The 20,503-nt window shown below is 71.3% G+C and carries 14 protein-coding genes and 1 pseudogene; 8 read left to right on the top strand and 7 right to left on the bottom strand.

From position 1 onward, the window contains the following. Positions 1-64: 64 nt before the first annotated feature. The 3 genes from ACWGIH_RS03515 to ACWGIH_RS03525 all read left to right on the top strand — a co-directional run bounded on the left by ACWGIH_RS03515 (position 65) and on the right by ACWGIH_RS03525 (position 5,865). Positions 65-3,826 carry an ABC transporter ATP-binding protein gene (locus tag ACWGIH_RS03515; protein WP_453444529.1) on the top strand — a complete coding sequence of 1,254 codons (3,762 nt, stop codon included), beginning with the start codon at positions 65-67 and terminating at the stop codon, positions 3,824-3,826. Between the two features lie 96 nt (positions 3,827-3,922). Continuing rightward, the gene (locus tag ACWGIH_RS03520; RefSeq protein WP_453444406.1) at positions 3,923-4,318 is read left to right on the top strand and encodes a hypothetical protein; all 396 of its coding nucleotides are present in this window, start codon (positions 3,923-3,925) and stop codon (positions 4,316-4,318) included. 128 nt (positions 4,319-4,446) lie between these two features. Further along, on the top strand, positions 4,447-5,865 hold the full coding sequence (locus ACWGIH_RS03525) for a S28 family serine protease (protein ID WP_453444407.1): 1,419 nt from the start codon (positions 4,447-4,449) through the stop codon (positions 5,863-5,865). A 55-nt stretch (positions 5,866-5,920) separates the two neighbouring features. Here ACWGIH_RS03525 and ACWGIH_RS03530 read toward each other — a convergent pair whose 3' ends face one another. The 3 genes from ACWGIH_RS03530 to ACWGIH_RS03540 all read right to left on the bottom strand — a co-directional run bounded on the left by ACWGIH_RS03530 (position 5,921) and on the right by ACWGIH_RS03540 (position 9,788). Continuing rightward, complete coding sequence (locus tag ACWGIH_RS03530) at positions 5,921-6,541, bottom strand: hypothetical protein (RefSeq protein ID WP_453444408.1); 621 nt, start codon at positions 6,539-6,541, stop codon at positions 5,921-5,923. Between the two features lie 113 nt (positions 6,542-6,654). Next, a complete protein-coding gene (locus ACWGIH_RS03535; RefSeq protein ID WP_453444410.1) occupies positions 6,655-8,493 on the bottom strand; it encodes a glycoside hydrolase family 3 protein in 1,839 nt (612 codons plus the stop codon). 374 nt (positions 8,494-8,867) lie between these two features. Further along, the gene (locus tag ACWGIH_RS03540) at positions 8,868-9,788 is read right to left on the bottom strand and encodes a LysR family transcriptional regulator (protein ID WP_453444412.1); all 921 of its coding nucleotides are present in this window, start codon (positions 9,786-9,788) and stop codon (positions 8,868-8,870) included. 212 nt (positions 9,789-10,000) lie between these two features. On the opposite strand from ACWGIH_RS03540, the gene ACWGIH_RS03545 reads away from it, so the two are divergent. Continuing rightward, complete coding sequence (locus tag ACWGIH_RS03545; RefSeq protein WP_453444413.1) at positions 10,001-11,008, top strand: EamA family transporter; 1,008 nt, start codon at positions 10,001-10,003, stop codon at positions 11,006-11,008. Here the strand turns inward: ACWGIH_RS03545 and ACWGIH_RS03550 are convergent. From ACWGIH_RS03550 to ACWGIH_RS03560, 3 genes and pseudogenes are all read right to left on the bottom strand, one after another. Further along, positions 10,956-11,678: pseudogene (locus ACWGIH_RS03550) on the bottom strand (sugar phosphate isomerase/epimerase family protein); the annotation flags it as partial. The gene ACWGIH_RS03545 and the pseudogene ACWGIH_RS03550 sit on opposite strands and share 53 nt — an antisense overlap. A gap of 10 nt (positions 11,679-11,688) precedes the next feature. Next, positions 11,689-12,636, bottom strand: coding sequence for a bifunctional helix-turn-helix transcriptional regulator/GNAT family N-acetyltransferase (locus ACWGIH_RS03555; RefSeq protein WP_453444415.1), 948 nt, complete (start codon positions 12,634-12,636; stop codon positions 11,689-11,691). Between the two features lie 211 nt (positions 12,637-12,847). Then, positions 12,848-13,906 (bottom strand): LacI family DNA-binding transcriptional regulator, encoded by a 1,059-nt coding sequence (locus tag ACWGIH_RS03560; protein WP_453444417.1) that lies wholly within the window; start codon positions 13,904-13,906, stop codon positions 12,848-12,850. Between the two features lie 121 nt (positions 13,907-14,027). Between ACWGIH_RS03560 and ACWGIH_RS03565 the strand changes: the two genes are divergently transcribed. From ACWGIH_RS03565 to ACWGIH_RS03575, 3 genes are read left to right on the top strand one after another with little or no spacing between them, the layout of a single operon-like run. Continuing rightward, complete coding sequence (locus tag ACWGIH_RS03565; protein ID WP_453444418.1) at positions 14,028-15,194, top strand: Gfo/Idh/MocA family protein; 1,167 nt, start codon at positions 14,028-14,030, stop codon at positions 15,192-15,194. Next, positions 15,191-16,348, top strand: coding sequence for a dihydrodipicolinate synthase family protein (locus ACWGIH_RS03570; RefSeq protein WP_453444420.1), 1,158 nt, complete (start codon positions 15,191-15,193; stop codon positions 16,346-16,348). The genes ACWGIH_RS03565 and ACWGIH_RS03570 overlap by 4 nt, the downstream gene beginning before the upstream one ends. Further along, complete coding sequence (locus tag ACWGIH_RS03575) at positions 16,345-17,190, top strand: sugar phosphate isomerase/epimerase family protein (protein WP_453444421.1); 846 nt, start codon at positions 16,345-16,347, stop codon at positions 17,188-17,190. Before ACWGIH_RS03570 ends, ACWGIH_RS03575 begins: the two co-directional genes overlap by 4 nt. 38 nt (positions 17,191-17,228) lie before the next feature. On the opposite strand, the gene ACWGIH_RS03580 is transcribed toward ACWGIH_RS03575, so the two are convergent. Continuing rightward, on the bottom strand, positions 17,229-17,783 hold the full coding sequence (locus tag ACWGIH_RS03580) for a DUF937 domain-containing protein (protein ID WP_453444423.1): 555 nt from the start codon (positions 17,781-17,783) through the stop codon (positions 17,229-17,231). A gap of 292 nt (positions 17,784-18,075) precedes the next feature. Here ACWGIH_RS03580 and recD2 point away from each other — a divergent pair, with 292 nt between their 5' ends. Continuing rightward, positions 18,076-20,337 carry an SF1B family DNA helicase RecD2 gene (gene recD2 / locus ACWGIH_RS03585; protein ID WP_453444425.1) on the top strand — a complete coding sequence of 754 codons (2,262 nt, stop codon included), beginning with the start codon at positions 18,076-18,078 and terminating at the stop codon, positions 20,335-20,337. Positions 20,338-20,503: the final 166 nt, after the last annotated feature.

A 20,503-nucleotide genomic window follows, 5' to 3' on the forward strand; every position in this document is an offset into this window, starting at 1 on the left:
ATGAAATTCTCGTCCCACCGTGTTGGGCCTCTCGGCAGGTCAGGTCGACGGGAGGCAGCACGTGGTGGAGCAACGGGGTGGGGCCGAGCCGGAGAAATCCGGCGGGGCCGAGCGGCAGAAGTCCGGCTGGGGCAAACGCCTGACCGGATACGCGTGGCGGTACCCCAAGGACGTTGTGCTCGCGCTCGGCTCCTCGCTCGGCGGCATGGCCGTCATGGCGCTCGTCCCGCTGATCACCAAGGTGATCATCGACGACGTCATCGGGGACAAGTCCCGCGACATGGGCCCCTGGGTCGGCGCCCTCATCGGTGCCGCCGTCCTCGTCTACGTCTTCACCTACATCCGCCGCTATTACGGCGGCCGTCTCGCCCTCGACGTCCAGCACGACCTGCGGACCGAGATGTACGGGACGATCACGCGGCTCGACGGGCGGCGGCAGGACGAGCTGTCCACCGGTCAGGTCGTCGGGCGCGCGACCAGCGACCTCCAGCTCATCCAGGGCCTGCTCTTCATGCTGCCGATGACCATCGGCAACATCCTGCTCTTCGTGATGTCCCTCGTGATCATGGCGTGGCTCTCCGTCCCGCTGACCCTCGTCGCGCTCGCCGTCGCCCCCGCCCTCTGGTTCATCGCCAAGCGCAGCCGGGGCCGCCTGCACCCCTCCACCTGGTACGCGCAGGCCCAGGCCGCCGCCGTCGCCGGAGTCGTGGACGGCTCCGTCTCCGGCGTACGCGTCGTGAAGGGGTTCGGCCAGGAGGAGCAGGAGACCGGGAAGATCAGGGAGGTCAGCCGCAAGCTCTTCGCGGGGCGGCTGCGGACCATCCGCCTGAACTCCAAGTACACGCCCGCCCTGCAGGCCGTGCCCGCGCTCGGGCAGGTCGCGATGCTCGCGCTCGGCGGCTGGCTCGCGGTGCGCGGACAGATCACGCTCGGTACGTTCGTCGCCTTCTCCAGCTATCTCGCCCAGCTCGTCGGACCCGTGCGGATGCTCGCCATGGTCCTCACCGTCGGCCAGCAGGCCCGCGCGGGCGCCGAGCGCGTCCTGGAGCTCATCGACACCGAGCCGACGCTGAAGGACGGCACGAAGGAACTGCCGGCCGACGCCCCGGCCACCGTCGAGTTCGACGACGTCTCCTTCGCCTACGAGGACAGCCGCCCCGTCCTCGACGGCCTCTCCTTCGAGATCAGGCCCGGCGAGACCCTCGCCGTCGTCGGCACCTCCGGCAGCGGCAAGTCCACCGTCTCGCTGCTGCTGCCCCGCTTCTACGACGTGACGCACGGCGCCGTCCTCATCGGCGGCCACGACGTGCGCGAGCTGACCACCGATTCGCTGCGGGCCGCCATCGGCCTCGTGCCCGAGGACTCCTTCCTCTTCTCCGACACCATCCGCGCCAACATCGCGTACGGAAAGCCGGACGCCACCCAGGAGGAGATCGAGACCGCGGCCCGCGCCGCCCAGGCCGACCGCTTCATCGCCGAGCTGCCCGACGGTTACGACACCACGGTCGGCGAGCACGGTCTGACCCTCTCCGGCGGCCAGCGCCAGCGCGTCGCCCTCGCCCGCGCCATCCTCACCGATCCCCGCCTTCTCGTCCTGGACGACGCGACGTCCGCGGTGGACGCGCGGGTCGAGCACGAGATCCACGAGGCCCTGCGCGGCGTCATGGCGGGCCGCACCACCCTCCTCATCGCCCACCGCCGGTCCACCCTGAACCTCGCCGACCGCATCGCCGTACTGGACGGCGGACGCCTCGCGGCCATCGGCACGCACGAGGAGCTGACCGAGCAATCAGCGCTCTACCGGCGCCTGTTGACCGACCCGGACGAGCTCGGCGGCGTCTCGCCGGGCCGCACGGTCCCGGTCGAGATCCCCGAGGACACCTCCGTACGCGACGAGCTCGACGCCGAGTTCGACGCCGAGCGCGGCATCACCCCGCCGCTCTGGGTCGGCGATCGCGAGCCCAAGGACACCGCGATGTCCGGGATGCCCGCCACACCCGAACTCCTCGCGCAGGTCGACGCGTTGCCCCCGGCCACCGACACCCCCGACATCGACGAGGCGCGCGCGGTGAGCACGGAGGAGTCGTACGGGCTCCGCCGTCTCCTCGCCGGGTTCGGCAAACCCCTGCTGCTCTCGCTCCTCCTGGTCGTCGTCGACGCGGGCATGGGCCTGCTGCTCCCCGTCCTGATCCGGCACGGCATCGACGAGGGTGTGTCGCAGCTCGCGCTCGGCGCCGTGTGGGCGGCCTCCGGCCTCGCGCTGCTCGCCGTGCTCGTCCAATGGACGGCGCAGACCGCCGAGACGCGGATGACGGGACGGACGGGCGAGCGGATGCTCTACTCGCTCCGGCTGAAGATCTTCGCCCAGCTCCAGCGGCTCGGACTCGACTACTACGAGCGGGAGTTGACCGGGCGCATCATGACCCGGATGACCACGGACGTGGACGCGCTCTCCACCTTCCTGCAGACCGGACTCGTCACCGCCTTCGTCTCTGTCGTCACCTTCTTCGGCATCATGGTCGCGCTCGTCGTGATCGACGTGGAGCTCGCGCTCGTCGTCTTCGCGACGCTGCCACCGCTGATCATCGGCACGATCTTCTTCCGCCGCTCCAGCGTCAAGGCGTACGAGCTGGCGCGTGAGCGCGTCTCGGTGGTCAACGCCGACCTCCAGGAATCCGTCGCCGGTCTCCGCATCGTGCAGGCCTTCCGGCGCGAGCGCTCCGGCGGCAAGAAGTTCGCCCAGGCCAGCGCCGACTACCGCAGCGCCCGCATCCGCGGGCAGTGGCTGATCTCGATCTACTTCCCGTTCGTTCAGCTGCTCTCGGCGGTCGCGGCCGCCGCGGTCCTGATGGTGGGCGCGGGGCGCGTGGAGGCGGGGACCCTGACGACCGGCGCCCTGGTCGCCTACCTCCTCTACATCGATCTCTTCTTCGCCCCCGTCCAGCAGCTCTCCCAGGTCTTCGACGGCTACCAGCAGGCCACCGTCTCGCTCGGCCGCATCCAGGAGCTGCTCCGGGAGCCGACCTCCACCGAGGCCGCGGACGAGCCGCTCGACGTGCTCTCCCTGCGCGGCGAGATCGTCTTCGAGGGCGTCGACTTCGCGTACGGCTCGGCGGACGACGAACCGGAGGAGGCGCTGAGCGACGTACGCCTCCACATCCCCGCGGGCCAGACCGTGGCCTTCGTGGGCGAGACCGGCGCGGGCAAGTCGACGCTGGTCAAGCTCGTCGCCCGGTTCTACGACCCGACCGGCGGCCGGGTGACGGTGGACGGCACGGATCTGAGGTCCCTCGACCTGACCTCGTACCGCCACCGGCTCGGCGTCGTCCCGCAGGAGGCCTACCTCTTCGCGGGCACGGTGCGCGACGCGATCGCCTACGGGCGGCCCGAGGCCACCGACGCGCAGGTGGAGGCCGCGGCCCGCGCGGTCGGCGCGCACGACATGATCGCCACCCTGGACGGCGGGTACCTCCACGAGGTCTCCGAGCGCGGCCGCAACCTCTCGGCGGGCCAGCGCCAGCTCATCGCCCTGGCCCGCGCGGAGCTCGTCGACCCGGACATCCTGCTCCTCGACGAGGCGACCGCGGCCCTCGACCTCGCCACGGAAGCGCAGGTCAACCAGGCCACCGACCGCATCGCGGGCAAGCGCACCACCCTGGTCGTCGCCCACCGCCTCACCACGGCGGCCCGCGCGGACCGCGTGATCCTGATGGACCACGGCCGGGTCGCGGAGGACGGCACGCACGAGGAGCTGCTCGCGCTCGACGGGCGGTACGCGACGCTGTGGCGGACGTTCGTGGGCGAGGCGGAGCCGACGGCCGCCTGACCCGGCGAACAAATGGGCGAGGGCGCGCAACCAGGCGCCCCACGGTCCGCGTCCGTACATCAGTACGCTGATGCGGAAGTGTCGGGAGGGAATCTGGTGAGCAGTGGTCGAATACGGCGGAGCCTTGCGCTCGGCGCCGTCGTCCTTGCGGCTGCCGTCCTGCTCGGTGTCGCGGGCGCGGGCGCCGCGCAGGCGCAGGCGTCGGCCGGGCGCTGCGCCGGACACAAGGTGCGCACCCTCTCCTTCAGCACCGGCAAGGTCGTCGTCTACAAGAGCCGCGGTTACGTCTGCGCCGTCACCGTCGCCAGGCGCCCCGGTGCCCGCAAGGCGATGTCCGTGAGCGTCCAGGCCCGGGGCAACCGCCCGGCCAGGGACAAGGGCCGCTACACGCATCACGCGGGGCCGGTGACGGTGCACGCGGGGCAGCGCTGTGTGTGGGTGAAGGGAAGGGTCGGCAGGGGGAGCACCAGCTCGGGCTGGATCCTGTGCTGATCGCATGATGCACGTTGTGCGCCCGTTTGTGACGTACTGCGTCCTGACGTGACGCAAGAGCCCCTAGTGGTGAGCGAGTTGCTCCGATAAGTTCCGGCGGACGCAATCGCGAACTTAGGGGAGAGTGCATGCGCAAGGCGCTCAGATGGCTGCTGTCGCTCGTCGTGCTGATAGGCATCGGCACCGCGGGCACGGCGAGTGCGGCAGGGGCGGCCACCGCCGCGAAGCCGCAGGCCACCGACATCAAGGACAGGCTCCTCGCGATACCGGGCATGAGCCTGATCGAGGAGAAGCCGTACACCGGCTACCGCTACTTCGTCCTCAACTACACCCAGCCGATTGACCACCGGCACCCCTCCAAGGGCACCTTCAAGCAGCGCCTGACGGTCCTGCACAAGGACACCGCCCGCCCCACGGCGTTCTTCACCAGCGGCTACAACGTCTCGACGAATCCCAGCCGCAGCGAGCCGACGCGGATCATCGACGGCAACCAGGTCTCCATGGAGTACCGCTTCTTCACGCCGTCCCGCCCCGAGCCCGCCGACTGGTCCAAGCTCGACATCTGGCAGGCCGCGAGCGACCAGCACCGCATCTTCAAGGCGCTCAAGCCCGTCTACGACAAGAAGTGGGTGGCGACCGGCGGCTCGAAGGGCGGCATGACCGCCACGTACTACGAGCGCTTCTACCCGCGTGACATGGACGGCGTCGTCGCGTACGTCGCCCCGAACGACGTGGTGAACAAGGAGGACTCGCGTTACGACGAGTTCTTCGAGACGGTCGGCACCAAGGAGTGCCGCGCCAAGCTGGAGGCCGTGCAGCGCGAGGCGCTCGTGCGCCGCGAGCCGCTGGAGAAGAAGTACGCGGAGTTCGCCGCGGCCGGCAACCACACCTTCAAGACGGTCGGCAACCTGGACAAGGCCTACGAGGCCGTCGTCCTGGACCTGGTGTGGGGCTTCTGGCAGTACCAGCCGGAGTCCGCGTGCGCGGACGTCCCCGACGCCAAGTCCGCCACGGACCAGGCGATCTTCGACTACGTCGACGCGGTGGGCGGCTGGGCCTCCTACACGGACCAGGGCCTGACCCCGTACACGCCGTACTACTACCAGGCCGGTACGCAGCTCGGCTCGCCCGACATCAAGCAGCCCTGGCTCGGCGACCTGAGCCGCTACGGCTACCAGCCGCCGCGGAACTTCGTGCCGCGCGAGATCCCGATGACGTTCCAGTCGGGCGCCATGAAGGACGTCGACCGCTGGGTGCGCCACAACTCGCAGCGGATGATGTACGTCTACGGCGAGAACGACCCGTGGGGCGCCGAGCCGTTCCGTCCCGCCAGGGGCGCGAAGCACGACTCCCACGTCTTCACCGCGCCGGGCGCCAACCACGGAGCGAACGTGGCCGGCCTCGTCGCGGCGGACAAGGCCAAGGCGACGGAGCGGATCCAGGCCTGGGCCGGGGTGTCCACGGCGGCCTCCCCGAAGCCGCTGGCCCCGTACGACGCGAAGCTCGACCGCAAGGACGCGCGCAAGCAGCTGACGCTGCGGCCGTAGTCCTCAGGCGCCGGACGGGCCGACCGCCTCAGCCCGTCCGGCGTCCGCGGGCCGCTCAGAACCGCACCGCGCACCCCACCGGCTTCCCGCCCCCCAGCGACACGTACAGCTGCGTCGCCGCGGGGCACAGGGCCCGCTCCGAGACGGCCGCCGTCACCCGGTACTCGGGAGCCTTCGCGCCGGAGCCGTCGCAGGCCGTCTCCCGCACCTCGCCCCGCCCCGCGCCGTGGACGCAGTCCCCGACGACGGTCCGGGGCCCGCCGCCACCCCCGGGATCTCCGGGATGCGGCTCCTCCAGGTTCCGCATGCAGGCGTAGCCCCGCGGCACCTCACCGTTCCCGTCCTCGTCCACCGTGGGGCGGTTCTCGCTGATGTGGAGCACGAAGTCCGTGCGGGCGGGGCACGAGGGGCCCTGGGCGACCTCGGCGTCGTGCCGGGCGATGACCCGCGCCGCCGCACGCTCACTCGTGCACGACACCTCCGTGAAGGTCTCGCGCCCCCGCGAACTGCACTCGTCCACCGCGAGGAAGACCGCACCGTGCCCGGAAGAATCCGACGAGGACGACTGCCGGTCCGGTAGATCCGATCCGGAGGACGAGCCCTTCTGGCAGCCGGTCACGCCGGCGAACACCGCGAGGAGCACCCCCGCACACCGCAAGCCCAGCATGGCAACCATGGCGAACCCCCCGATATGTGCACCCAGCGTGACCCGCTGGAGCGGGCGCACGCCAGGTGCGTGGGGGGCTTTGGGACAGGTGGAGGTGGCGCGCCGCCGGTCCGGCGTACGGATCAGTACGCCAGGCCGTGCCCGACCGGGTACAGCACCTGCGCCGGATCATCCGCGCGCTGCACCGGCACGGGCAGTTTCCCGCGCGGCTCGGCGCGCCCCGCGATCACCCGTACCGCGGCGCGCAGCTCGACGTCCGTCCAGCAGTACGCGGCGAGGGACGCGCCCACGCCCCCAAGGCGCGCCACGTCGTACGGGTTGCGGATCGCGAGGGCGACGACCGGGACGCCGGTCGCCACCAGCGCCTCCACCAGGGCGATCTGAGCGCTTCCCGCCCCCACGTTGTACGTGCCCACGAGCACCGCGTCCTTGCCCCCGGCTGCCGCCACCGCCTCGGCGATCTTGGCGGCGGAGGGGGCCGTGCCCGTCGGCAGCACCGTCGGCGTGAAGCCGACATCCGTCAGCTCGCGCCCGATGACGGTCGTCGGCGGCCCCGTCGTCCCCGACGGCGACGCCGGGTCCGCGCCCACGACGAGCACGTTCCGCTGTGTGCGCCGTGAGAGCGGAAGCAGTCCGTCCGTGTTGCGCAGCAGCGTCGTCGTCTCCTCCGCGATCCGGTCGGCGGCGGCGAGGTGCGCGCGTGTGCCGACCGCCCTGTCGACGCCGCGCGCGGTGACGTACGGGTCGGAGAAGAGGTCCAGCTTCGCCTTGAGGCGCAGGATCCGAAGGATCGATTCGTCGAGCCGCGCCTCCGTCAACTCGCCGTCCCGCACCGCCTGGAGCACCGCATTCCAGGCGATCTCCGGCTTCGGCGGGTTCAGGAGCTGGTCGACGCCCGCCTTCAGCGCGAGCACCGGTACGCGGTCGTCGCCGTACTTCGTGCGGACGCCCTGCATGCCGAGCGAGTCCGTCACCACGACCCCGTCGTAGCCGAGTTCCTCGCGCAGGATGCCGGTGAGGATGGGGCGGGAGAGAGTGGCCGGGTCCTCCGCCGGGTCCAGGGCGGGGACCACGATGTGCGCGGTCATGATCGAGTCGATGCCCGCGGCCACCGCCGCCCGGAACGGCGGGGCGTCCAGGGTCTCCCACTGCTCACGCGTGTGGTGGATGTACGGCAGCTTGGAGTGGCTGTCGTCCTTGGTGTCGCCGTGCCCGGGGAAGTGCTTGGACGTCGAGGCGATGTCCGTGCCCTGGTAGCCCTTGACCTGCGCGGCGACCAGCTCGGCGACTGCTTCGGGGTCCGAGCCGAAGGACCGTACGCCGATGACGGGGTTGGCGGGATTGACGTTCACGTCGGCCACCGGGGCGTAGTTCTGCCGGATGCCGAGCGCGCGCAGTTCGGTGCCCGCGATGCGGGCCGCCTTGCGCGCGGTGGAGCGCGAACCCGCGGCGCCCAGGGCCATCGCGCCCGGCAGCAGAGTGGCCGGGACGCCGACGCGGGCGACGGCTCCGTGCTCCTGGTCGGTGGAGATGAGCAGCGGGATGCGGGCGGTGGGGGACTGCTCCGGGGCGTCCGGGGTGAGTGCGGCGCGCTGGATGCCGTTCGAGAGGTCGGCGATCTGGTGCGGGGCGCGGGTGTTGTGGGCCCAGCCGAAGTAGATGATGCCGCCGAGGTGGTACCTGGCGACCGCCTCCGCGGCGGTGCGCACGCCGAGCTCCTTCAGGTTGGCGTCGATGTCGGCCTGGTCGGGCGCGGTGGCGGAGTGGCCGTACACATGCATCACGAAGAGCTGGCCGACCTTCTCCTCGAGGCTCATGCGGGAGATGAGCTCCCGCAGCTTCCGGTCGCGACCGCGGTCGCCGCTGCCGGCCGCGTGGGCGGCGGAGGGCGCGGCCAGGGCCGTCGCCGCGACGGCTGTGGCGGTGAGCAGGGTGCGTCTGGAGGCGTTGCGGTGGGTCATGTGCGCTCCTTCGGGGACGGAAACCGGACCGGAGCCGGGCTGGGGAAACCGGCTGAAGGAAACTTTCCGAGAGTCACGGATATCCCGAAGATTTCTGCCGGTCAAGGGAGTCGGCAGCCACTGTGGAGGCGAATCGGCGGTCACCGTGGAGGAGAGGGGCCGTCACCGGTGCTGGTGGAGGGGGGCGCACCGGTGACGGCATGCTGCCGGCCACGGGCGGCAGAGAGGGTGGTCAGCGTTCGCAGCCAGCAGCGATGCCGACACCGCCTCGCGGAGACTCACCCGGCAGCACACCGGTTGGACGGCGGCCGGTCCGAGCGGGTTCCCCGCAGCGGGCGTTTTCCGGAAAGTGGTGCGAAGGGGAATCCTGAGCCTCAGGAGGCCTTCCTTCCGGGCGCCGCGTCGGCCCAGTGCTCCTGCAGGGTCCGCACCGTCTCCGCGATCGCGGGACGCCGCGACGCCCCGGTCCGCCACAGTGCGTACAGCCGCCGCACCGGCAGCGGATCGAGCCGCACGGTGACCGCGCCGTCCGGGACCGGTCCGCGGCCGAGGCGCGGGATGAGCGCGATCCCGAGCCCTGCCGCGACGAGCGCGACCAGGGTGGGATTCTCCTCCGCCGTGTGCGCGATGTCCGGCTCGCAGCCCGCCTCGCGCAGGGTGCGGACCAGCCACTCGTGGCAGACGAGCCCCGGCGGCTGGGTGATCCACCGTTCGCCCTTGAGGTCTTCGCGGCGCACGGAGACCTGACCCGCGAGCGGGTGCGCCGCGGGCACCACGAGATCGCAGAAGTCGTCCCCGATGACGGCCTGTTCGACGCCGGGCGGCGTCGGCAACGGCGCGATGTCCCAGTCGTGCACGACCGCCATGTCCACCGCGCCCTTGGCCACCAGGTCGATGGAGAGATGCGGGTCGATCTCCGACATACGGGCGTCGAGCGCGGGATGCCGCCGGGCCAGATCCGCGAGGACCCCGGGCAGCAGACCGCGCGCCGCGGAGGCGAACGCGGCGACGGTCAGCCGCCCCGCGGGCAGCCCCCGCCGCTCCTCGAGCTCCGTCTCCGCGCGCTCCACGATGGCCATCAACTCCTGCGCGGTGGAGGCGAGATGGCGGGCCTCCTCGGTGAGCGCCACACCCCTGCCCTGCCGTTCGAGGAGGGTGGTGCGGGTCTCGCGCTCCAGCTTGGCTATCTGCTGGGACACGGCGGACGGGGTGTAGCCGAGTGCGGTGGCTGCGGCCCCGACGGTGCCGTGCACGGAGACGGCGTGCAGGGCGCGGAGCCGGGCGAGATCGAGCACGGGAAGCCCTTTCCTTCGTCGGCGACGCGTGGCGGTGACGCGCATCGGTGTGTGCGCATCCGTGGTGCTTCGGCGGTGCTTCGGTGGTGCGCTTCGGTGATCAGGGGCGGCGTCGCCTGATCCGTCGCCGTCTGATGCGTAAGCGTTGCTTCATCCCATCATGCAGAGATCCGCGCTGGTCCTACATGGTCGGAGCGGGTGATCCTCGACGCATGCGCCCCGCTCACGTCTTCCTCGCCGTCCTCGTCGCCGCCGTCTGGGGCGTCAACTTCGTCGTCATCGAGGTGGGCCTCGACCACTTCCCGCCGCTGCTGTTCTCCGCCCTGCGGTTCCTGGTGGCGGCGCTGCCCGCGGTGTTCTTCGTGGGGCCGCCCAAGGTCGCGTGGAAGTGGATCGTCGGGGTCGGTCTCGTCCTCGGGGTGGCCAAGTTCGGGCTGTTGTTCATCGGCATGGACGCGGGGATGCCGGCCGGGATGTCCTCCCTCGTCCTGCAGATCCAGGCGGTGTTCACAGCCCTCTTCGCCTTCGTGGCCCTCGGCGAACGGCCCGGCCGCGTACGCGTCCTTGGCATGGTCATCGCACTCGCCGGCATCGGCGTCGCCGCGGTCGACGAGGGCGAGGCGGGCCCGCTCACGGCCTTCGCGCTGCTGATCGGCGCCGCGGCCTGCTGGGGCGCGTCGAACGTCCTGACCCGCAAGGCGTCACCGCCGGACGCGCTGAACTTCATGGTGTGGGTGAGCACGGTCCCGGTCCTGCCGCTGCTCGGGCTCTCGCTGCTGTTCGAGGGCCCGACCGCGGACCTCGACGCCCTGGCCGCACTGGACTGGCAGGGCGTCGGCATCATCGTCTACGTCGCGTGGATCACGACGGTCTTCGGCTTCGGCGCCTGGGGCTACCTGCTGCGCCGCCACCCCGCGTCGACCGTCGCGCCCTTCTCGCTCCTGGTCCCGGTGTTCGGGATGTCCGCCGCCGGCCTCGTCCTCGGCGAGTCGGTGAGCGGGCTCGGGTGGTGCGCGGCGGCGCTCCTGGTCGGCGGGGTGAGTCTGACGTCCCTGGCGGGGGTCGGGCGTGGTTCCGGCGGCCCTACCGCCCCTGCCGGTTCAGGAGCCGTGACAGGAAGTCCCGTCCCTGGCCAAGGAGTTCGGGGAGAGGCCGCGCCTCCTCGTACCACCGCTTCTCGTACTCCCAGCACAGCCAGCCGTCCCGGTGCTCCCCGCTGAGCAGCACGTCCACGCACTCGGCGAGCGGCAGGACACCCTCGCCGAGGCCGAGCGGCGTCGTGTCGTCGGCCGACGCGATGTCCTTCACCTGTACGTAGCCGAGGTACGGGGAGAGCGCCGCATGGCTTTCGGCGGGGGACTCGCCGCCGAGCCAGGTGTGCATCACGTCCCACAGGGCGCCCGCGTGCCGGTGGCCGACCGCGCCGAGCACACGGGTCGCCGCCGCGCCGGTGCGGTGCGAGTCGTGCGTCTCCAGAAGGATGCGTACGCCGAAGTCCGCCGCGGACTCGGCCGCGGTGCCGAGCCTTCGGGCCGCCGTCGCGTCGGCCTCCTCGGTGCTCTGCTCGGTGCCGCCGCCGGGGAAGACGCGGACGAAGGGGGCGCCCAGGTCGCGGGCGAGGGTGAGCAGTGAACGTATCTCTTCGAGTACGGGCCCGTCGTCGCCCGGCTCGGCCACGCGCGCGTACCCGGAGATGCCGAGGATCTCGATGCCCGCGGCCTTGAACTGCGCGGCCACGTCGGCCCGTTCGGCGAGGTCGATCCCCGGGTGGACCGGCTCCTCGGGGTGCGCGCGCAGTTCGATGCCGTGATAGCCGTGGGTGGTGGCCAGGTTCAGCACCTCGGCGAGGGGGAGCCCGGGCACGCCGAGGGTGGAGAAGGCGAGTTTCATGTCGCAGACCCTAGGGGGTCTCCGTCAGGCGCAGTTGCCAGTCCTGCCCCACCAGGTCGACGCCGAAGGAGCGGTGCGGCTTCTCGTCGACGAGGACGAAACCGTGCTTCTGGTAGATGGTGCGGGCGGCGCCGAGGATGTCATTGGTCCACAGGGTCATCTCGCGATAGCCCACGCCGCGCGCGAACTCGACGCAGGCGCCGACCAGTTGGTCCCCGATGCCGTGCCCCCGCGCGTCGGGCTCGACGAGCAGGAGCCGCAGCCGGGCGGTGCCGGGCGCGTCGTCGCGCACGCACATCACGCACCCCACGGGCCGCCCGTCGAGCTCGGCGATCCACGTCCGCTCCAGGTGGGGGTCGTGATCCTCGGCGTAGTCGGCGATGATCCGGGCGACCAGGCCCTCGTAGTCGGCGTTGAAGCCGTACTCCGCCGCGTACAGGGCGGCGTTGCGCTGCACGATCCACCCGAGGTCACCGGCCCCGGGCTCGCGCAGGAAAGGGCGCGACGGCTCCTTGCCGTCGCGGTCGGCCAGGATCTCCCGGACGGTGCGCAGGGCCTCCGCGAGGCGGGGCCGCTCGCGGGCCGGGACGGTGGAAAGCAGCGAGCCCATGGCCTCGTTGGACCGCTCGTCAAGGAGCCCCGCGGTCTCGCGCCCCCGCGCGGTGAGCGTGATGCGCTGACGCCGCGGATCACGCTCGGAGGGAGCACGCTCGATGAGCCCCGCCTTCTCGAACTTGCCGAGCAGGCGGCTCAAGTACCCCGCGTCGAGAGTGAGTTCGGCCCGCAGGTCGGCGGCGTCGGGGCGGGACGAGTGGGCGATCTCGTAGAGGACCCGTGACTCGGTGAGGGTGTACGGGACGTACAGCTGACGGCTGTAGTCGAGGGCGCCGATGAGGTTCGTGTAGAAGCGGTTGAAGGCGCGGATCTCTTGGACGGGCGCGGCGGAGGCATGCGACATGACGGTTCCCTCCCGGGGCGACGAGACAAGCCACCCTTGACTGAGTCAACGGTACGCCGCCCTGTCCATGACCGCCATGCCTCACCGAGGGCGAACTCCGCTCAGCCCAGCTGGTTGACCCCGTCCAGTACGTCCCAGGCGCTGGGTGCATTCATGACCACGACTGCCACATGAGCCTCCTTTTCCCGACGATGCCAACGACATCGGGAGCTCACCGACACGGCGGCGCCGTCGACCCCCGCACCATCAGCTCCGCCCCGATCGTCGCCACGCCACCGGGCGGCGCCTCCTCCGCGCCCGTGGCCAGGCGGCCCGCCCGGGCGCCCGCCTCGTGCAGCGGCAGTCGTACGGTCGTCAGCGCGGGGACGGCGTCGATCGCGAAGGGCAGGTCGTCGAAGCCCGCCACCGAGATGTCCTCGGGGATGCGCAGGCCCTGGTCGCGCAGGGCGGCCGACGCGCCCAGGGCGACTGTGTCGTTGGCGGCGACGATAGCCGTCAAGTCCGGGTCGCGGCGCAGGAGTTCGAGGGTGGCCTCGTAGCCGGACCGGCGGGTGTAGGGGCCGTGGACGGTCAGCTCGTCCTGGTCGGTGCCCCCGTCCCCCGAGGCCGCCAGCGCGTCCCGGTGGCCCTCGAGCCGGTGCCGGGTGGTCGTCCGCTCCATCGGGCCCGCCACGTACCCGATCCTGCGGTGCCCCAGCGTGAGCAGATGCTCCGTGAGCCGCCGCCCGCCGCTGCGGTTGTCGAAGGTGAGCGTGGCCGCCACCGCGTCCGAGTCGTCGAGGGGCGGCCGTCCGCAGAGCACGATCCGGGTGCCCGCGTCCGCGAGGCGTGCCAGCTTCGCGGACATCGCGGCGGCGTGAGCGGGGTCCTCCAGGGCGCCGCCGGTCAGGACGACCGCGGCGGCGCGCTGCCGTTGCAGCAGGGTCAGATACGTCAGCTCGCGCTCCGGGGAGCCCCCGGTGTTGCACACCACGGCCATCCGCTCACCGCCGGCGCGCCCGCCGGGACCGCCGATCTCGGACTGGACGGCGCCCGCCATGATCCCGAAGAAGGGGTCGGCGATGTCGTTCACCAGGATGCCGACGAGGTCGGACGTGGCGGCGGCCAGCGAGCTCGCGGGCCCGTTGAGGACGTAGTCGAGGTCGTTCACGGCCCGCAGGACACGCTCCCGGGTGGCCGCGGCCACCGGGTAGTTGCCGTTCAGCACGCGGGAGACGGTGGCGGGGGAGACCTGGGCGCGGGCCGCCACATCGGCCAGGGTCACGGTCATCTCGGCGTCCTCCGGTCACGGCTCTGGTCCGAAGCCCTTGTCCGAACCTTGTGCGGCAGGCTAGCTTCTTCTCGTATAGAAAGCGCTTGCTATACGCTTACCTGCGTACGGAGGGACCCCTGTGACTCGCAAGACGGTGCGCATCGCCATGAACGGTGTGACGGGACGGATGGGCTACCGCCAGCACCTCGTCCGCTCGCTGCTCGCCCTGCGCGAGCAGGGCGGACTCGCCCTCGGCGACGCCGACAACACGGTGCTGTGGCCCGAGCCGGTCCTGGTGGGCCGCAGGGAACACGCCCTGCGGGAGATCGCGGAGCGCCACGGACTTGACGCCGAGAAGGCCGTCTCGACCGACCTGGACGCGGTCCTCGCCGACCCCACCATCGACATCTACTTCGACGCGCAGGTCACCTCCGCGCGCGAGGAAGCCATCAAACGGGCCATCGCCGCGGGCAAGCACGTCTACACCGAGAAGCCGTCCGCGACGGGCCTCGCCGGAGCCCTCGAACTGGCCCGGCTTGCCCAGTCCGCCGGCATCAAGCACGGCGTGGTCCAGGACAAGCTCTTTCTGCCGGGGCTGCTCAAGCTGAAGCGCCTCATCGACGGCGGCTTCTTCGGCAAGATCCTGTCCATCCGGGGCGAGTTCGGCTACTGGGTCTTCGAGGGCGACTGGCAGAGCGCCCAGCGCCCCTCCTGGAACTACCGCGCGGAGGACGGCGGCGGCATCGTCGTCGACATGTTCCCGCACTGGGAGTACGTCCTGCACGAGCTGTTCGGCCGCGTACGCAGCGTCCAGGCCCTGGCCGCGACCCACGTGCCGCAGCGCTGGGACGAGCGGGACAAGCCGTACGACGCGACGGCGGACGACGCCGCGTACGGCATCTTCGAGCTCGAAGGCGGCGCGATCGCGCAGATCAACTCCTCCTGGACGGTCCGCGTGAACCGCGACGAGCTCGTCGAGTTCCAGGTGGACGGCACGGAGGGCTCGGCCGTCGCGGGCCTGCGCAACTGCCGCGTACAGCACCGGAGCAACACCCCCAAACCGGTCTGGAACCCGGACCTGCCCGTCACCCACTCCTTCCGCGACCAGTGGCAGGAGGTCCCCGACAACCAGGAGTTCGACAACGGCTTCAAGGCGCAGTGGGAACTGTTCCTGCGGCACGTGTACGCGGACGCGCCCTACCACTGGGACCTGCACGCGGGCGCGCGCGGCGTACAGCTCGCCGAACTGGGCCTGCGGTCCTCGGCCGAGGGCCGCCGCATCGAGGTGCCGGAGATCGCACAGTGACGCTTCTGCTGCCGCGGCCGGACGGCACGACGTACGCGTACGAGCCGAACCGCACCCCGCTGCCCGCCACCGCCGCAACCTCCCCCCTCACCTCCCGCACGGTCTTCTCGGCGGCACACGTGGTCGGGGACCCCCGCGCCGACGTGTCCCCGGACTCTCCGGCGGCCGTCGACTGGGACGCGACCCTCGCCTTCCGCCACCACCTGTGGGCGCAGGGCCTGGGCGTGGCCGAGGCGATGGACACGGCGCAGCGGGGGATGGGCCTGGACTGGAAGGGCGCGGCGGAACTGATCACGCGTTCCGCGGCGGAGGCGAAGTCGGTGGGCGGCGCGATCGCCTGCGGCGCGGGCACGGATCAACTGGCCGGTCCAGCGGACCTGTTGACGGTCCGTGCCGCGTACGAGGAACAACTGACCCTGGTCGAGTCGAGCGGCGCCCAGGTGATCCTGATGGCGTCCCGGGCGCTGGCGGCGGCCGCCACGTCACCGGACGACTATCTGGAGACGTACGGCCACCTCCTGCGCCAGGCGAGCGAGCCCGTCATCCTGCACTGGCTCGGCCCGATGTTCGACCCGGCGCTCACCGGCTACTGGGGCAGCGAGGACCTGGACGCGGCGACCGACACCTTCCTCGAGGTCATCACCGCGCACCCCGACAAGGTCGACGGCATCAAGATCTCGCTCCTCGACCCGGGGCGCGAGATCGCCCTGCGCCGCCGCCTCCCGGACGGCGTCCGCTGCTACACGGGCGACGACTTCAACTACCCCGAACTGATCGCGGGCGACGAGCAGGGCTTCAGCCACGCCCTGCTCGGCATCTTCGACCCGCTCGGGCCGCTGGCCGCGAGGGCGGTGCGGCTCCTGGACACCGGTGACACGAAGGGGTTCCGCGCCTGTCTCGACCCGACGGTCGAACTGTCCCGCCACCTCTTCCAGACACCCACCCGCTTCTACAAGACGGGGGTGGTCTTCCTGGCGTGGCTGGCGGGCCACCAGAGCCACTTCACGATGGTGGGCGGCCTGCAGTCGGCACGTTCGCTGCCGCACCTGACCCGCGCCTACGAACTGGCCGACGGGCTCGGCCTGTTCCCGGACCCGGCGCTGGCCGAGGCTCGCATGAAGTCCCTGCTCACCACGTACGGAGTCCAGCAATGAGCGTGTTCGGGAGCGGGGACCTGGCGCGGTTCTCCATCAACCAGATGACCGTCAAGCAGCTGTCCTTGCCGGACCTGGTCGCGGCCTGCGCGGACCTGGGTGTCCCTGGGGTCGGCCTCTGGCGGGAGCCGGTCCAGGCCTACGGTCTGGAGGCGACCGCCAAGCTGATGCGCGACGCGGGCCTGACGGTGACCACGCTCTGCCGTGGTGGTTTCCTGACGGCCATCGATCCGCACGCGCGCGTGGCGGCCGTCGACGACAACAAGGCGGCGATCGACGAGGCGGCCGTCCTCGGCACGGACACGCTGGTCCTGGTCTCCGGCGGCCTGCCCGCCGGCAGCAAGGATCTGCAGGGGGCGCGTTCGCGGATCGCCGACGCGCTGGCGGAGCTCGCTCCGTACGCGGCGGCACGGGGCATCCGCCTGGCCATCGAGCCCTTGCACCCCATGTTCGCGTCGGACCGGTGCGTGGTCTCCACGCTGGGCCAGGCGCTCGATCTGGCCGAGCGGTTTCCCGCCGCGCAGGTGGGGGTCTGCGTCGACACCTACCACGTGTGGTGGGACGACCGGGCGCCCGCGCAGATCGCCCGTGCGGGGCGGGGCGGGCGGCTGCACGCCTTCCAACTGGCGGACTGGGTGACTCCGTTGCCGGAGGGCGTCCTGAACGGCCGGGGTCAGCTGGGTGAGGGGTCGGTCGATCTGCGGTCGTGGCGCGCCCTGGTGGAGGAGGCGGGTTACGGGGGCCCGATCGAGGTCGAACTCTTCAACGACGCCCTGTGGGCACGGTCCGGCAAGGAGCTCCTGGCGGAAACGGCCACGGCATACACCGACCACGCCTGCTGACACCCGCGCTCTCCCGGGGCCCCTGCCAACCGCCCGGGCTACCTCTTCTTGCCGCCCAGGATCTGGTTCAGGAGGTCGCCGATGCCGCCGCCTCCGGGGGAGCCCGTGGCGCCCGGCTTCGACGGCGACGTCCGGGCCCGCTTCGTCAGCACCGTCAGGAGCACCGGGATCAGGAGTTCGATCACCCGGGTCACGGAAGCCGTCGGCAGGCCCGTCTTCTTCGCCACCGCGTTCGCCACGGGCCTGCTCATCTTCGAGAGCACCCCCGAGAGCATCCCGCCGGCGGCGAGCCCGCCGAACCCGCCGAACCCGGCGATCCCCTGCGGAGGAGGTTCAGCAGGCGCCGCCTCGGCGATCGCCTGCTCCACCTCCGCCGCCTCCGCGGGGTCGTCCGCCTTCTCCTGTAGATTCCCCGAAAGCGCGGTCACCGTGGTGCCCACCACGTCCTGCGCCCCCGCGGCATCCGTACCGAGCAGCCCCGCGATCTCCTGGAGCTTGTCGTCGCCGAGTTCGGCCAGGACGTCCTTCTCCAGAGACGTGTCGGGCGGGGCGCCAGGCGTCCCGGGAGGGGTTTCGGGAGATTCTTCGCTCATGCGTTAAAAGTTACTTCTGCCCCACTTCATCGGCACCCCGAAAACTCGTGGCCTTGCCCGTGCAACCCTTCCCGCCCGACGAGGGTCGTACTGTGCGTCGGGACTTCCGTGGGGGGAGATCTGGGGGGATCAGCGGAGTTCTGACAGGGGAGGGGAGACCCGAGGGGGCCCGGCCGAGAGACCGGGCCCCCTCGAAGCTGTCACTGCCCCGCACGCGCCAAGTCCCGGGCGCCGAGCGCCGATTTGTCCACAGGCTTCCCGCGCTGTCGGCGCCGGGCGATAGCGTCGCCCCATGTCGAGTCCAGCAAGAGCGACAGCCGCGACAGCCAACGCGGTGGTCGAGGGTGTCCTGGAACGGATCACGTACGCCAACGAGGAGAACGGCTACACGGTCGCCCGCGTGGACACCGGCCGTGGCGGCGGTGACCTCCTCACCGTCGTGGGTTCGCTGCTGGGCGCCCAGGTGGGGGAGTCCCTCCGCATGGAGGGCCGCTGGGGCTCCCACGCGCAGTACGGCAAGCAGTTCACGGTGGAGAACTACACCACCGTCCTCCCCGCCACCATCCAAGGCATCCGCCGCTACCTCGGCTCGGGCCTCATCAAGGGCATCGGCCCCGTCATGGCCGACCGCATCACCACCCACTTCGGCGTGGACACCCTCGACATCATCGAGCAGGAGCCGGGGCGCCTCGTCGAGGTCCCGGGCCTCGGCCCCAAACGGACCAAGATGATCGCGGCGGCCTGGGAGGAACAGAAGGCCATCAAGGAAGTCATGGTCTTCCTGCAGGGCGTGGGCGTGTCCACCTCCATCGCCGTCCGCATCTACAAGAAGTACGCGGACGCCTCCATCTCCGTGGTGCGGAACGAGCCCTACCGCCTCGCCGCCGACGTCTGGGGCATCGGCTTCCTCACCGCGGACCGCATCGCCCAGTCGGTCGGCATCCCGCACGACAGCCCGGAACGCGTCAAGGCGGGTCTGCAGTACGCGCTCTCCCAGTCCACCGACCAGGGCAACTGCTATCTCCCGGAGGAGCGCCTCATCGCCGACGCGGTGAAGCTGCTCCAGGTGGACACGGGCCTGGTGATCGACTGCCTGGCGGAGCTGGCGAAGGAAGAGGAAGGCGTCGTACGCGAGACGGTCCCTGGCCCCGAAGGGGAGGGGGACGTCACCGCCGTCTACCTCGTCCCCTTCCACCGCGCGGAACTCTCCCTCTCCGCCCAGCTCCTGCGCCTCCTGAGGGCCCCGGAGGACCGCATGCCGGCCTTCCGGGACGTGGCCTGGGACAAGGCCCTGTCCTGGCTGGCCACCCGTACGGGCGCCGACCTCGCCCCCGAGCAGAAGGCGGCGGTCAGGCTCGCGCTGACGCAGAAGGCGGCCGTCCTCACCGGAGGCCCGGGCTGCGGCAAGTCCTTCACGGTCCGGTCCATCGTGGAGCTGGCCCGCGCCAAGAAGGCCAAGGTCGTCCTCGCCGCCCCCACGGGCCGTGCCGCCAAACGCCTCGCCGAGCTCACCGGCGCCGAGGCCTCCACCGTCCACCGCCTCCTGGAGCTGAAGCCGGGAGGGGACGCCGCCTACGACAAGGACCGCCCGCTCGACGCCGACCTCGTCGTGGTCGACGAGGCATCGATGCTGGACCTGCTCCTGGCCAACAAGCTGGTCAAGGCCGTCGCCCCCGGCGCCCACCTGCTGTTCGTCGGAGACGTGGACCAGCTGCCGAGCGTCGGCGCCGGCGAGGTGCTGCGGGACATGCTCAGCGAGCGGAGCCCCATCCCCGCGGTCCGCCTCACCCACATCTTCCGCCAGGCCAAGCAGTCCGGCGTCGTCACGAACGCCCACCGCATCAACTCCGGGGTGCCGCCCATCACCCAGGGGCTCTCGGACTTCTTCCTCTTCGTGGAGGACGAGACCGAGGACGCGGGCCGCGTCACGGTGGACGTGGCCGCGCGCCGCATCCCGGCCAAGTTCGGCCTGGACCCGCGCCGCGACGTCCAGGTGCTCGCGCCCATGCACCGCGGCCCCGCGGGCGCGGGCAACCTGAACGGCCTGCTCCAGCAGGCCATCACCCCCAGCAGGCCCGACGTACCGGAGAAGCGCTTCGGCGGCCGGGTCTTCCGCGTCGGCGACAAGGTCACCCAGATCCGCAACAACTACGAGAAGGGGCAGAACGGCGTCTTCAATGGCACCGTCGGAGTAGTCACCTCGCTCGACTCCGACGAGCAGCGGCTCACGGTCCTGACGGACGAGGACGAGGAGATTGCGTACGACTTCGACGAACTGGACGAACTGGCGCACGCGTACGCGGTCACGATCCACCGCTCCCAGGGCAGCGAGTATCCGGCGGTGGTGATTCCCGTGACCACGGGAGCATGGATGATGCTCCAGCGGAACCTGCTCTACACGGCGGTCACGCGCGCCAAGAAGCTGGTCGTCCTGGTCGGTTCGCGCAAGGCTCTGGGGCAGGCGGTGCGCACGGTCTCCGCGGGCAGACGCTGTACGGCCCTGGATTTCCGGCTCGCCGGAGGCCGTGGTTCCACCCCCGGGACCACCCCCTGATCCACCCCCGAAATTTTGATCGATCAAACGAGTAGGAAAGGTCACACACCACTTCCGCAACCGGGGCACAGGGGGCAGGATGAGTAAGTTGGCGGCACTCAGTGCCGCCAATAGGCCCAATGGTCGACCCCGAGTGCACTCTCCAGGGCCAAATGGGGGATGGTAG

The sequence above is a fragment of the Streptomyces sp. NPDC054872 genome, assembly GCF_053610705.1.